At 33.5% G+C, this 14142-nt stretch carries 14 protein-coding genes; 10 read left to right on the top strand and 4 right to left on the bottom strand.

Annotated features, from left to right (window positions below; translation table 11 throughout):
- From AC4BB2_RS11275 to AC4BB2_RS11255, 5 genes are all read left to right on the top strand, one after another.
- Positions 1 to 690, top strand: a complete 690-nt coding sequence (locus AC4BB2_RS11275) for a hypothetical protein (protein WP_490473023.1) — start codon at positions 1 to 3, stop codon at positions 688 to 690.
- Positions 691 to 728: 38 nt separating this feature from the next.
- Positions 729 to 1247: a hypothetical protein gene (locus tag AC4BB2_RS11270; protein ID WP_490473022.1), complete on the top strand. Its 519-nt coding sequence runs from the start codon at positions 729 to 731 to the stop codon at positions 1245 to 1247.
- 215 nt (positions 1248 to 1462) lie between these two features.
- A complete protein-coding gene (locus AC4BB2_RS11265; RefSeq protein WP_490473021.1) occupies positions 1463 to 1780 on the top strand; it encodes a PadR family transcriptional regulator in 318 nt (105 codons plus the stop codon).
- Between the two features lie 8 nt (positions 1781 to 1788).
- Complete coding sequence (locus AC4BB2_RS11260; protein ID WP_490474696.1) at positions 1789 to 3336, top strand: DUF4097 family beta strand repeat-containing protein; 1548 nt, start codon at positions 1789 to 1791, stop codon at positions 3334 to 3336.
- 99 nt (positions 3337 to 3435) lie between these two features.
- Positions 3436 to 3948, top strand: coding sequence for a hypothetical protein (locus AC4BB2_RS11255; RefSeq protein ID WP_490473020.1), 513 nt, complete (start codon positions 3436 to 3438; stop codon positions 3946 to 3948).
- 1031 nt (positions 3949 to 4979) lie between these two features.
- Here the strand turns inward: AC4BB2_RS11255 and AC4BB2_RS11250 are convergent.
- On the bottom strand, positions 4980 to 5870 hold the full coding sequence (locus tag AC4BB2_RS11250; RefSeq protein ID WP_490473019.1) for a VOC family protein: 891 nt from the start codon (positions 5868 to 5870) through the stop codon (positions 4980 to 4982).
- A gap of 161 nt (positions 5871 to 6031) precedes the next feature.
- On the opposite strand from AC4BB2_RS11250, the gene queA reads away from it, so the two are divergent.
- On the top strand, positions 6032 to 7063 hold the full coding sequence (queA, locus tag AC4BB2_RS11245; RefSeq protein WP_490473018.1) for a tRNA preQ1(34) S-adenosylmethionine ribosyltransferase-isomerase QueA: 1032 nt from the start codon (positions 6032 to 6034) through the stop codon (positions 7061 to 7063).
- 130 nt (positions 7064 to 7193) lie between these two features.
- Here the strand turns inward: queA and spx are convergent, their stop codons facing one another.
- Positions 7194 to 7592, bottom strand: coding sequence for a transcriptional regulator Spx (spx, locus tag AC4BB2_RS11240; protein WP_490473017.1), 399 nt, complete (start codon positions 7590 to 7592; stop codon positions 7194 to 7196).
- A 431-nt stretch (positions 7593 to 8023) separates the two neighbouring features.
- Here spx and AC4BB2_RS11235 point away from each other — a divergent pair, with 431 nt between their 5' ends.
- The 4 genes from AC4BB2_RS11235 to AC4BB2_RS11220 all read left to right on the top strand — a co-directional run bounded on the left by AC4BB2_RS11235 (position 8024) and on the right by AC4BB2_RS11220 (position 13234).
- Complete coding sequence (locus AC4BB2_RS11235) at positions 8024 to 8761, top strand: MerR family transcriptional regulator (RefSeq protein WP_490473016.1); 738 nt, start codon at positions 8024 to 8026, stop codon at positions 8759 to 8761.
- Positions 8762 to 8870: 109 nt separating this feature from the next.
- Positions 8871 to 9875, top strand: coding sequence for an alpha/beta hydrolase family protein (locus AC4BB2_RS11230; protein WP_490473015.1), 1005 nt, complete (start codon positions 8871 to 8873; stop codon positions 9873 to 9875).
- A 203-nt stretch (positions 9876 to 10078) separates the two neighbouring features.
- On the top strand, positions 10079 to 12976 hold the full coding sequence (gene lanM, locus AC4BB2_RS11225) for a type 2 lanthipeptide synthetase LanM (RefSeq protein ID WP_490473014.1): 2898 nt from the start codon (positions 10079 to 10081) through the stop codon (positions 12974 to 12976).
- 81 nt (positions 12977 to 13057) lie between these two features.
- Positions 13058 to 13234 (top strand): hypothetical protein, encoded by a 177-nt coding sequence (locus tag AC4BB2_RS11220; protein WP_490473013.1) that lies wholly within the window; start codon positions 13058 to 13060, stop codon positions 13232 to 13234.
- A 44-nt stretch (positions 13235 to 13278) separates the two neighbouring features.
- On the opposite strand, the gene AC4BB2_RS11215 is transcribed toward AC4BB2_RS11220, so the two are convergent.
- Positions 13279 to 13611, bottom strand: a complete 333-nt coding sequence (locus tag AC4BB2_RS11215) for a hypothetical protein (RefSeq protein ID WP_490473012.1) — start codon at positions 13609 to 13611, stop codon at positions 13279 to 13281.
- A 19-nt stretch (positions 13612 to 13630) separates the two neighbouring features.
- Positions 13631 to 13885, bottom strand: a complete 255-nt coding sequence (locus AC4BB2_RS11210; RefSeq protein WP_010762625.1) for a helix-turn-helix transcriptional regulator — start codon at positions 13883 to 13885, stop codon at positions 13631 to 13633.
- Between the last annotated feature and the right edge of the window lie 257 nt (positions 13886 to 14142).

Raw genomic sequence — 14142 nt, 5'->3', positions numbered from 1 at the left:
ATGAAAAAACCAAAAATATTTATTATGTTAGCTTTTATTGTTGTTGTTTTGACTGGGTGTGAAAAGCCAGCAGATTCTAAAGATGTTGCTACAGCTTTTATCAATAATGTCATTTATGCTAGAGATAAAGAAAAGGCAGAGAAGTATTTTTATAAATTAGATATACCTAGTGAAGCTAATTTGGTTCAGGATTTTTCTGAACTATTTGATTTATCAAAAGAACAAGCAGAAGAATTAGTAACGATTTATCAAGATCGGCTTGAAAAAGAGACAAGTTTTTCTGTAAAAATAAAAGATAGCACATCTAAAAAACAAGAAGCTCAAGTGAGTGTTATTGGTTTGGATCAGACAAAATTTGATGAAATTGTTAATCAAAAGACAGATGACGAATTGATTCAATGGTTAAATAAGAAAGGGCACGATAAAATCAATCATTTAGATGATCTTGATAATATTTCCGATGAAAAGAGGCTAAATGATATTTTAACAGATTTAAACGAATTAACTGACAAAGACCTTAATCAAATCCAATTTGAAGCACTTAAAAAGACGTTTAAAGAATTAAAAGCGACAAATAAGCCGAAAACGATTCGTTTAGAATTGGAACCAGATAAGAAAGAGAGAAAGTATTGGACTATTGTAGATGAAGAGAAGCGTTTTAATGAATTACTAGATGCTTTCCAAGGATAACGACAGTAAAGAAATATGTTGATTAAGGAGAAGTTAGAATGAAAAAATTTATAGTATTTTGCGTAGCTCTTTTGATGATAGGGATTGGAGCAACTCAGATGACAAATATTGCGGATGCAACTTTTTCTAAAGATGAAGTAGTTAGAAAACGGTTTGCACTAAAAAAAGAACGGTTAGCTGAAATCGTCACAAAGAAACTTGCTCATGTTGAAAAATCGATCAAGACTAAATTAAAAGAGCAAGAGGTAAATAAAGTAAAAAAACAAAAAGAAGAGACAGACAAAAAGGTAACAGAGGAAAGACAGGAAGCAGTACAAGAGTCAGAAAAAGGACAGGATGCAACGCAAAACCAAACGTTAGAACAAACACCAGTAGAGGAAACTCCAACTAATGAGGAAAGAAGCGAGGCTGTTTCTGGTGCTTCAGCTAACGGACGTGAAAGAGGCGAGAAAAATAGGGAATGGGGTGAACAATTGCGGGACCCTAATTTGACACAAGAAGAGCGTCAAGGTATCATTCAAGAGAAAAAGAATTACAACCGCAATAACCACCGGTAAAGGACTGACCACCATTATGTCTAAAGCAAAAAGCATGTAGATACATGATGGCATGGCTAATTGAAAAGAGGCGTCATTTTTAAATTCTGAATGCTCTTTTTAAAAGGAAATCAAATTAATTAGCCGTAAATACTCATCTCAGAGTCTATTTATTTCAGTGGATATATAAACGGCGGGTAATTCGTCAATCAAAACTGTGATAAGGGGATTGAGCGATGAGAGCTTCAAGCCAATTTAAAAAAGGTGCTTTAGAAATGTGTGTGCTCCATTTTATTCAAAAAGAAGATAGATATGGTTACGAATTAACACAACGAGTGAATCAGTTTATACCAATTACAGAAGGGGCGCTTTACCCAGTTTTGCGTCGATTAGTCAAGGAGTCATATTGCATCATTTATACGAAAGAATCGCCAGATGGTCCTTCCAGAAAGTATTACCAGATGACAGATAAAGGAACAGAATATTTGGAAAATTTAGAGCGTGATTGGGATGAATTCGTTGAACAAGTAAGTAAACTGAGGGAGGCAGATTAGTGAGCACGATGGAAGGATATTTAAACCAACTAAAAGCTGCTTTTGCTGAAGAAGATATAGAGGATTTTAATGAGTTAAAAGAAGATTTGTTGGAGCAGTTGTCAATTTGTATAGAAGAAGGAGAGACAGAAGCGGAAGTAGTTGCTAGGCTTGCACCTCCAGAAGAGATGGCAGCAGATTATTATGCAGATTTAAGTTTAGATGCTGCAATGAATGCTAAAACCTCTGTTGTTCCGAGAGAAGAAATTCAAGAGGTATTTATTCAAACTCAGAAAAAAAGAATGCAAAAATTTGTAAAGACAGTATTTAAGGCGTTAAAGCCGTTAGTATTGTTAGTGCTTATAGCTGTGTTTGCTTTTTTCATGGTATATACAGTGAAAGAGTTAAATGAGGAGCGAAATCTAGCAGGTATTCCAACGGTTTTATGCTTATTATTATTAGCGATTATTTTACAATTAATAAAAGGTTGGGTTAGTAAAAAGAGACGTTTAATCAACGGAATATCAATTAGCTTTTTAGGACTCGGTATGCTGATGTTAGTGTACTTTTCAGTAACTGGGGAATTGATGTATACAGGAAGACAATATTATAAAGAAATCAGTCTGTCTTCCAGTAAGCATGCAGTGTTCAGTTTTGATTCAGATGCGGATGTTGAACTTACGACGGTAGAAGTATCTAGTACAGAAAAGCCAAGTTTGATAGTCAAAGGGAGATTTAAAGAAAGCGACATTCAAAAAATCGAAAATGGTTCCTATGACAACAAGGTCAACTTAAATTTGGACGAAGAAAATATCTTTGATACATTTACTCGAACAGGCCGTTCAGAAGTGATTTTCTTCATTCCAAAAGGAACCATTCTTGATGATTTTCACTTAGGATTAAGCAAGGGAGACTTACGTTTATTAGGCATTCAAACAAAGAAGTTTGATTTAGATTTGGTTTCAGGTGATGTCTATGCTAAAAATATTATCGCAGATGAAGGAAATATAGATAGCAATTATGGAGATGTCATTATAGAAGAGTCTGCAATGAATTTAAATGTCAAAAGTACTTCTGGAAAAACAGTCATTACTGGGATGCTGGGGGATTTAACGATTGAGGGAGATAAAGGCTTATCAATTTTGAAATTCTTACGTTCAGATAGTGTTGTTTTAAATAATCATTCAGGTCGAATGATTTTAGAAGATTCTGAAACAAAGAAACTTGCAGCAACGGCAACAGATGGTCAAGTGATTGTTAAAAGAACAAAAGGCGATCTTTTGATGGAAAATGAACATGGGAAAATTGTTTCAGAAGAAAATCAAGGAACATTAGAATTAAAAAATGGATCTGGACCAACAATTTCTATCCAAAGTAGTAAGGTGAATGCAAATGTTTCAAGTCAATCTGGATTTATCAAATGGCTGCAAGATCCTAGTCAACCGGTTAAAATTACAGCCCTCACAAAGAGTGGAGAACTGAAAAATGATTTTTCTAAGGTTTCAGATAGTGGAAAGTATACTATTGACGTGAAATCAAAAACTGGAGATGTCAAAATTCTCGAAAAAGTTGAATAAAACAGTTGAATATAGGAGAGCGGGATAAAGCTAAATATCAGTTTTGTTTCGCTCTCTAAACATGAATAAATGGTAATAAAAAAGCTTAAGGAGAGAAAGATGTTTAGTAAGAGTAAAATAAAAAAGTGGTTTAAACAAGGACTGCTAGCCTTGAATGAAAGAGATCATCAGCAAGCTGTTTATTATTTTAAGTTGGTTATTGAAACGAGCATGAAACATGGCGGGATTCGTTTAGATGATTGTTTCAGTTCATTCGTCTTGTTGGGCGATATTTATAACGAAGAAATGTGTTTTGAAGAAGCCGAATTATTTTATCGCATGGCAGCTGGAATGGATTTTTCAGCGAAGTTTGTTTTGTTGAAAAAAGAATTGTTTCATGATGATTCAAACTATGAAGGAAATAAAAAGAAATGGTTGAAAAAAAATATGATTGATTTTACAGATGTTATTCAATCCAAAAATAGTAAGAACTGGACATCTCTTATTGAAGAAGAGGAGATCAATTATAAAACAAAGATAGCTTCCAAAATAACAAAAAATGCAGTACAAGAAGTGGTAGAAGCGGATACTTTCTGGCTTTATGAAGATTATCTTGATACACCGACTATTTAATTAATAGATAAGTATTAAAAAAGTTTATCGTCTAGAGGGAAACTCTTTTTCTTTCGCTTTATTCCAGACTTTTTTTATTATCTCTATGAAAAGGGAAAAAATACTTTAGAGTAATAAAAGTTAGCGTAAAATTGATTTATTTTCATAATAAAACAAGATAAATAAAAAATCTGCTGACACTTTGTTGACTATGAAATTGTTTTTCTTTAAAATGAGTAATAGATAGAAACGAATCGAATAAAAAAAGGCACTTCACAGATCAGTTGGCGCTGATCCATGAAGCCCTGAAAAGTCAGAGAACGCTGACCAATCAAGTTGCCCATGTCAATGCGTAACATCGACATATTCCATTTTACTCAATTTTTAGGTAAATATCTAGAACTTTTTTCTCTAGACTGTGAGATGGATAATGTGATGCCTATTTATTGAACATGCAATGGTGTTGGTAGAGTCTACCAGCACCGTTTTTTTTAATTTGTTTCTATCTGAAAAGTAGGCAAGAGCTGTGTTGAGGATAGCTAATGACTGAAGCCGACAGTCTGTAGTTATACTGTAAATACAACTTCTGCAACTTTAGAAGGATCAAAGATAGACAAGTACTGATAGAATCGTTGAAGAGGTAATGTTCTTGTTAGTCAATTGTATGTCTTTGATACTTCAAGGGATACGAACAGGGGAAGGAAGAAAAAGAGAGTTGACTTATTCAGAGCAAGTCAGGTTATTTTTCTCTGAGTACCTGTTTGTATCTTTGATTAAAATAGGGTTATGTACTTACTTTTATTATCAGTCGAGTAAGTAGGTAACCTTATGAGGTAAAAAAAGCTAATTAGATTTTAACATCCTATAACAAAAAGTTTCAACTAAAACACTTTTTTTAACAATCAAAAATGATTAAATGTGTTTGTATCCAATGGTTGAATGCGGCATACTTAAGTGGTTTTGTATGTTTTAAGGTAGAAAGTCTAACATTTCTTAGCTTAAAAAACTGAAATAAGAGAGCTTGATTTTTGATATCAAGCTCTCTTATTTCATTATTTTTCTTGATAAATTGTTGCCTCGATTTCTGCTCGACTTTCTTCTAAAAAGTCTGGTAGAGCAAGCTTTTCACCTAAAGAATCCAAAGGTTCATCAATTGTAAATCCAGGTTTTAAAGTAGCAAATTCAATACGATTTCCACCAGGTTCTTTAATATATAGACTTTTAAAGTAACCGCGATGAACGATTTTTTCAACGTTCCATTCTTGGGCTTTCGCTTTTTCATATAATTCATCGAGCGTTTTTTCATCTTCAACTGAAAAAGCAATATGGTCCATACTTCCTCGACCCATCCGCATTTTTTCAGATGTTATCGTCGGTACAATTTGAATAAAATCAGTTTCATTTAACTGAATACGTCCTTGTTTCGCTTTCCAACCTAATAATTGAGAGAAAAAATCAGCTGTTTTGCTAGGATTAGAAACGTGAACTTCTGTAGATAAAAGACCCAGAACTTGTTTTTCTCCAGGGATTTCATTTTGTACTTGGAACTCTTTTGCTAAAGGCTCTTGTTCTACCTCAACCAAGCGAAGAGCCACTTTATCGTTGTCAATAAAGTGAAGTTGATGCTCCTCTTTAGTAAATGGAATCTGGGCATGATTTAAACGGTGTTCCCAATATGAAAGACTGCCTTTAGGTATCTTTAAACCGATCGTGCCTAAATAATGTTCATTATCGTATCGTTGAGCGAGTAATGGAACGACAAAAAAAGTAATAACAGAACCAGGAGCACCAGTGTAATTTCCGTAATAGTAATGGAGCATTTTATGATTATCTTGGTTAACGGTTTTTTTTACAAAACGCAGGCCAAGGATGTGTGTGTAAAAAAACTGATTTTCATCAGCAAACCTTGTTAATAACGATACATGATGGATAGGTGCAAACATTAAAAGACCTCCTTGAAATTTATACTTACTAAAAGTAAGTATAATCCTTAGAAATAATAGTTTCAAGTATTCTGTCTTGGAATAAGAGGTTTTCTTCATAGCCAGATAACTTAAAAAATGGTAGAATAGCCAAGACAAATCCAGTAGAAAGAGTGACAAATATGCTTAGTACAGAAGATTTTGATTTTGATTTACCAGAAGAGTTGATTGCTCAGACGCCTTTAAAAGATCGAACAAGCTCTCGACTTTTGGTTTTGAATCGTGAAACACAAGAAATCGAAGATAAACACTTTCATGAAATCATTGATGAATTAAATGCAGGAGATGCATTGGTTATGAATGATACAAGAGTATTGCCAGCTCGCCTGTATGGAGAAAAACCTGAGACAGGTGGACATTTGGAAGTTCTGCTTTTAACTAATACAGAAGGAGATACTTGGGAGACCTTGATCAAACCAGCCAAACGGGCAAAAGTCGGAACACAGATCAGTTTTGGTGACGGACGTTTAACCGCGACTGTTATTAAAGAGTTGGAACATGGCGGAAGAATCGTGACTTTTAATTATGAAGGAATCTTTTTGGAAATCCTAGAATCACTGGGAGAAATGCCGTTACCACCTTATATTAAAGAACGTCTAGAAGACCCAGAGCGCTATCAAACGGTTTATGCAAAAGAAAATGGCTCTGCAGCGGCTCCTACAGCCGGTTTGCACTTTACCCAAGAACTACTAGATAAAATCCAGTCTAAAGGCGTGAATCTCGTTTATTTGACGTTACACGTCGGTTTAGGGACATTCCGACCAGTTAGTGTAGATAATATTGCTGAACATGAAATGCATAGTGAATTTTACCGTTTAACTGAAGAAGCCGCAGAAAAATTAAATGAAGTACGTAAAAGTGGTGGGAAAATCATTGCGGTGGGGACAACTTCAATTCGTACACTGGAGACAATCGGAACGAAATTCGATGGACAAATCAAAGCAGATAGTGGTTGGACGGATATTTTTATAACACCGGGCTATGAATTTAAGGTCGTACAAGCTTTTTCTACTAACTTTCATTTGCCTAAGTCGACATTAGTAATGCTAGTCAGCGCATTTGCTGGGAAAGACTTGACACTTGCTGCCTATCAACATGCTATTGATGAGAAATATCGTTTCTTTAGTTTTGGAGATGCAATGTTTGTGAAGTAATACAGACTAAAAAAACTCTTTCTGATTCTAACTTTGATAGGTGAGGATACGTAAGCTTATAATTTTCAGCTTGCGTATTCTACACTTTTAAGTTAGTAGAGAAAGAGTTTTTTATTTGTGATAGTAGCATTTATAATCCGCTTAAAAGTAAGGTCTGTGATAATTCTCTTTTACGGACTGATCTGGGTAAGAAGCAACGAATTTCATCTTCGTTAAAACCAATTTGTAATCGTTTTTCATCAATCATAATAGGACGACGTAGCAGTCCAGGATTGTCTTTTACTAACTCCAATAATTCATATAATGGCAAGTCATTGATATCTACATCTAACTTTTGGAATATTTTAGAACGAATTGAAATAATATCCTCAGTACCTTCTTCGGTAAGAATTAATATATTTTTTAGTTCATCTAATGTAATTGGAGTAGTGCCAAAATTCTTTTCTTCAAATGGAATATCATGATCAATCAGCCATCTTCTTGCTTTTCTGCACGATGTACAGCTATTTGTCGTATATAGTTTTAACATATGTTTTCATATCCTTTCGAAAATATTGGTACATACCTATTAATACCCATAATATACTAAAAGTAAAAAAATAACAAAATAAATGCATTCAAAATGGATATTTATTTCTATTAAATGATAGAAATAACTTTAAAATGAGGTAGAAATTGTTATTTATGATAGAGAAAGTGTACTCTTAGCTGAGAACATTGGAAGTCGACATTGTTATGTCAACTTTTTAGTTTTATCAGCAACTATTTTATCAAGAGGGATTACGTTTTTTCAAAACACACAATTAGGGCTTTTTTTAAAATAATGAACGTTTATTGAAAGGTTGTGGAAAAAACATATCAGAGTATAATGAATACTTTTGCTTGACTGTCGGGTAACCCTATAGTTTATTCTGATAAAGTAGAGGAAAGAAGGGGATCAATATAGAAACGTATTTAACTATGGGACAATTAGCTGAACTAATGGCGATTTCTAAACATAAAATACGATATAACGAAGAAAAAGGTTTGCTTACGCCTGGTTTTATAGATGATAATGGCTATCATAAGTATGGAATGGACCAAGTGTATCAATTGGCGAATATCTTATTATTAAGGAACCTAGGTTTATCAACGGCTCAAATTACTCAATTTGTAACGAATCGAGATACCATTTTTGCTGAAGAAACCTTAAAAGAAACATTAGAAGCAACAGAAGAAAAGATTCAAAAGCTAGTTTACGCTAAAAAGAAAATTGAGAGTCTACTATCAGAAATTCAGCAAAACGAGAAAGAATATTCCAGTTTTACAGAAAGAAGACTGAGTAAAATTTATTCTTATCCGTTAGGCGAAACATTAAATTTGTCAGAATTTTTTAAAACGATAAAAGATATTAGAAGCCCGTACTCTTTATTTTCTGATTCTTTGTATTATTTTATTAATGGTCAGCAGATTGATGTTTGTATTGAAGATGAGTGTTCAAAAGAAATTATCTTGCAAGCTGGTGATTATTTGGTAAAGAAAGTCTGGATAAAAGAAGAGTCTGAACTGTTAGAAGAAATCGACATCTTTAGTAAGGAAATGGAGCAGCTATTTTTGGGGAATTCTAAAATCGTTATTAAAGAAACCAGCTATTCTTCGGTTTTAATGAATGATAAACTTTTATATGAATTACAGTCTTTTGTCTTGATGAAAGGGTGAGCGCTACTAGACGTATTAAAATTGTACTTTTACTAGTGTAAAAAAACTTTATTTGGATCTAGTTGGCAAATGAATCCAGTTGAATTTTGATGGAATGGAGTTAATAAAAATGAATTTCTTTAAAAAAATTTTATTGTTTTTACTCTGTTTGTTTATCGTTGTAGGCAGTTTTATTTGGTATGAACATACGTATGATATGTTGGAAAAAAGACTATGGATTTCAATACCGAAAGGGAAGCTTTCAGCTGTTTTGACCAAACCAGTGAAACGTCAATCTAAAGGAATCGTAGTGTTGGTTCATGGTGATGCACCAGTTAACGCTACAAATGATGGCGGTTATAAACCGATGATGGAACAATTCGCCAAAGCAGGATTTACTACGATATCTTGGTCGAAACCAGGAGTGTCTGGTTCTGTTGGAAATTGGTTAAATCAATCGATGGATGATCGGGCAGATGAAGTCACAGAGGTGATTCGATGGGCAATGAAACAATCTGATCTAAATACCAATAAGATTATTCTGTGGGGAGTAAGTCAAGGCGGTTGGGTAGTACCGAAAGTAGCTGGGCAAAGGAAAGTACCGATTTCTAAAGTAATGCTAGTTTCACCTGCAGTCAATTGGTTGGATCAAAACACCTATTTTACAACTCAAAAATTAAAACAGGCAGGAAAAACGCAAGAACAAATACAGCAAGCTTTAAAAAAGGAAGAGCGAGTGAATGCATTATTGAAAAAGAATGCTTCTTATGAAGAATATTTAACGAGTACATCAGAACGACAACCGATGTCAAAAGATCGTTGGAATTTTATTAAAAAAAATTTTGATGCAGATGTTCAGTCAGATTTGAAAAAAATTCGCGTGCCGGTAGACTTGGTACTCGCTGATCATGATCAAAATGTAGACATAAACGATACTGAAAAAATATATTCAAAAATACTACCTAAAGAATTATTGACCGTATTTAAAATAAAAAATGCTGCTCATAGTATGATGCGGTTTGATGTTTCCCAGTCCGATTGGTTAACTGCCGGAGTTTATCTACTGGCACCTAAAGATTATCTGATTAATAAAGCTTTTTTACAGCAATGTTATGAATCTGTTAATGGAAATTGATGAAGCTAAATATAATCTGATAATGAAGTTAGGTAAGCGATAAAGTTCTTTTTTCATTATAATATTTAAGACAAAAACTGCTTGTTCCTTGTCTTAGATATTTCTTTTTTTATCAGAATAAAACTTAAATAAAATTACCATAGTATTTCTACTATTTTTTTATTATTATTAAAGAGAGGATCGAAGTTGAAGGAGAGAAAAAAATGAGTGAAGATTTGACGTATACATATGCTACAAACATTTCAGAAAGAATCCAAGATTGGAAAGATCTTAGCGTAGAAGATGAACAGATCTATTTAAAGCAATGGCAAGCACGTAAAAGCCTATTAAAAGTTGCTGACTATGAAAAAATATTTCAGTATTACCAGTTAAATGAACGTACGTTTAGTAGAGGGCTTTTGCCATTCACTGAAGAACGAGCAGAATTATTATTGCCAACTATTGAAAAAAGTGACTGGTTCCAGTTGCATAAATACTTGTTTACAAGTGAAGTTCCAGTCAAAGAATTGGGATTAAAAGCGGCGTTGCGTTTTCATACAAATTATTATAAAAATCATATTCGGACTATTTTACTACAATTTCCAATGATTCAGCTATCTGAAAAAATAATTGATGAATTGGTGGAACAACTAAGAGATGATTTCTTTTTCTTAGCGCAAAAAACATTAGTATGGGATGTTCATCAAATGGTTGAAGAATATCAATTGCAAGCAGAATCAAAAGAGGAAGAGTTTACTAAATATATCGAAGAATTTCTTGGAGATAAACAGCGAACCTATCTTTTTTACGGGGAGTATCCAACGCTGGCTAAACTTCTTGCGGTAAGACTGATGTTTGCTTGTGAAATGATGGAGGAAGTTGTTTCTTCATTAAGTGATTCAGCAGAACAATTAGCTGAGACATTTGCTTTATCAAAACCGTTTGAGCTAACTGAAATAAAGTTAGGACAAGGAGATAGTCATGACCGTGGAAAAACAGTCATTCAGTTTCAAGTACAGGAGACACAGCTGATTTTTAAACATAAGAATTTAGAAATAGGTGAGGGCTTTAACAAGTTGTTAGGATATATCGAAGAGTTGAATCCAGCAACATCTTTTTATAAAATCAAGCGAATCATTCAACCGACCTATACGATTGAAGAAAAAGTCACTTATCAAGAATGTAAAGATGAAACAGAAGTGACGAGCTTTTATAAAAATTATGGTCAACTTCTAGCAATTGTTTATTGGCTTGGGGCAACAGATTTACATATGGAAAATTTGATTGCTCATGGTCCATATCCAGTGTTGATTGATGTAGAAACATTGATTCGCCCAGAGATGTTTAATTTATCAAAAAAATTATCGAAACAAACCAGAATAGAAAAGCATTCTGTGATCGTTTCCGGTTTATTACCACAAAAAAAACAATGGAAACGAGAACTAGAGATGGATGCTCTGTCTGGCACAAAACAAAAATTACCTGAAAAAGTTAGAAAACTAAGAAATGAACAATCTAGCGAGGTCGCTTTCCAACTAGAAGAAGCATATTTGGAAGGTGCTCAAAATATTCCTCGTCTAGATGGGGAAGAAGTTGACTATCAATTATACTGTGAGGTAATTCAAGCTGCATTTAAAGACATGAATCAACTTTTACTAGAAAATAAAATAATATTCATTGAAAAAGTCAAAGAATTATTTGCTGATAAAACGATTCGTTTGATTTATAGAGATACACAGGACTATGGAAATTTACTGCACTATACATTGCATACTGAGTGTATGTCTAATTACATTGAACGTGAAAAAATTATTGAAAATCTTTGGGCTAGCAAAATTATTCCTAAAGAACTAATTCCTTTTGAAGTTCAAGCGATGGAGGACCATGATGTCCCTTTATTTACAGCAAATACTTCAGAAACAAACGTCTATACAGACGGTCAAGAGATAGCTAAACTATTAAAAAAGACTCCTCTACAAGATACAGTTGCACATATGGAGCAAATTACTGAAACAACAAGCAACTTTTCTTATCTTTTGTTGAAAGAGAGTTTAGGCACGTTAGAATATGAAGAACAAGAAATAGTTATTCCATCAAGAAATAGCTCAATTGAACAGCCTTTATTGCAAAAAGCTGCAGATATTGGTGATAGAATTATGGAGCAACTTGCTTTAAATAAAGATGTTAGTGAAGTGGAGTGGATGTCAGTTCTTCCTGAATCTAATGATGAAATAGGTATTAATTATCCTGGCAAAGATCTTTATAATGGCAGTGGTGGTGTGTATTTATTTTTCGTTTATTTGAACTATTTTATCCCTAAAACAGGTTATCAAGACGTGATCAATTTATTGGAAAAAGAACTATTCTTGGTGGAAGACGAACAAAATACGTATGAAAGTGCCTTTTTCGATGAAGGAATGCGCCTGACAGTCGCTTTTTACGGGAGGAACTTGCTTAAGGATGATAAACATCGAATATATATGGAACACAGCTTAAAAGCGCTAAAAAACGCTCCTAGGTCAAAAGAGAGTCAGTTGGAGGAGTGGCTTTATGGGAAAGCTAGTTTGCTAGCTGTTTTAGCAGCAATATATCAAACCTTTCAAAATGAAGAGGCGTATGAACTACTTTTACATTATGCACAGTTGTTAGAGTGTCAAGAAATGGAAGATAACAGTTTTGCTCATGGATACGCTGGTGTGCTATATGGTTTAATCAAAGCTAATGAAATACTTAAAAACATTGAGGTTGAAGAGAAGATTAACTGGTATCAAGAAAAATTTAAAAAGAAACTTGAAACCGAGAAAATACCGAATATGTCATGGTGTCGTGGATTAATGGGAATTCAAGAAGTTTGTCAATTGAGTAACCTCTCTTTACCTGATGAAAAAATTAAAAAAACAAAGAATGAAGAGTTAATAGAGGCTTGTTTGTGTCATGGTACGTATGGAAATGCAGATAATCATTTAAATAATATTTATTTATTAAGAGATGAGGCTGTTAAATTAAAATCTGATCCAGAAAGTACTCCTGTCAGCCTTTTTTGTGGGTTATCAGGTGTTGGTTACCAGCTTTTGCGAGCATACGATTCGTTCAATGTTCGATCCCTTCTATTCATTAACTGACACAATCTGAAAAAAGAACTTTACTTATTTAGGATAACACTTTATAATTTAATTATTAACGCAAGGGGGAGAAATAATATCATGAGAAAATTATCAATTGAAAAAATGGAAACAGCAAAGGACTTAAAAAAAGTGGATGCAGTAGTAGGAGCTTCATTTGAAAGATGTAAAAATTCTGAGGATACTGTAGACAGATCAGAAACAATCGTTGCCAATACTGTTGGCGGTTGGTCTGTTATTGTTTGCTGGCCAAGATAAATAACGAAAAAAGAACTAGTATTTATTACTAGTTCTTTTTTATTTTAGATAGTTTTCTTTAAAATCATTATACCAAACGCTTCAGTTCCAGATATAATTAATACTGTTAAGTTTAATATCCAGTAGTATGAAATTTTACTGTAAGAAGCAATTTCATAAAACAAATTACTTAAAGTGAATAGTAGAACCATGGTAACAATAAAAGAAATGAAACTTGCTGTTGAAATAATTTTCTTCCCACGTTCATCTTTCCCTTCTTTGCTAAAGAAAAAATAGATTGAGAAGATGATAAATACCAAAGAAAGTGCCATAATCAATAAACTACTCCAGTGATTTACAGGCAAGTTATCAAAAAAAGATTTTAGTGATTCGGTCATAATTTATCCTTTCCTTCCGTTAGTCGGTTTCTTCGTTCGTTTGCTCGTCTTCAGTCAATTTCTTGAAAGTGAAGATTTGTTCAATCGGCACTTCGAAGACGTCTGCTATGTCGTGAGCCAGTAAAAGGGAAGGATTATACCTATTTCTTTCTAACTGAATGATTGTTTGTCTAGATACTCCCACCTTATCAGCAAGTTCCTGTTGGGTCATGCGTTTCATGGCTCTGTAGACGTGAATGGAACTCTCAAAAGATGAGTTCTTCTTTTTTGGCAATGCAAATCCCTCCAATAGTCTAAAATTATGTATCAAATAAAAAGCGCATAGTCACTATACCATATCTTACTTTCACTTACAAATATCATGCAACGAAAAAGCCAAGCTTCTCGATTAGCTTGGCTTGTGTTTCTGGAAGGAATCAGTTTATTGAATGACATTTTTTTTACTTTTGGTTACACATGCAAAGTAATTAGTTGAATTTCTTGTTCATAAACCAAATTTTGCTTTCATAACATTATCTACTTTTCTTTATT

It is taken from the genome of Enterococcus sp. AAFC-DPL-5146, assembly GCF_058216635.1.
The sequence above is the reverse complement of the archived record's forward strand: the minus strand, read 5'-3'. Positions and strand labels throughout refer to the sequence as shown.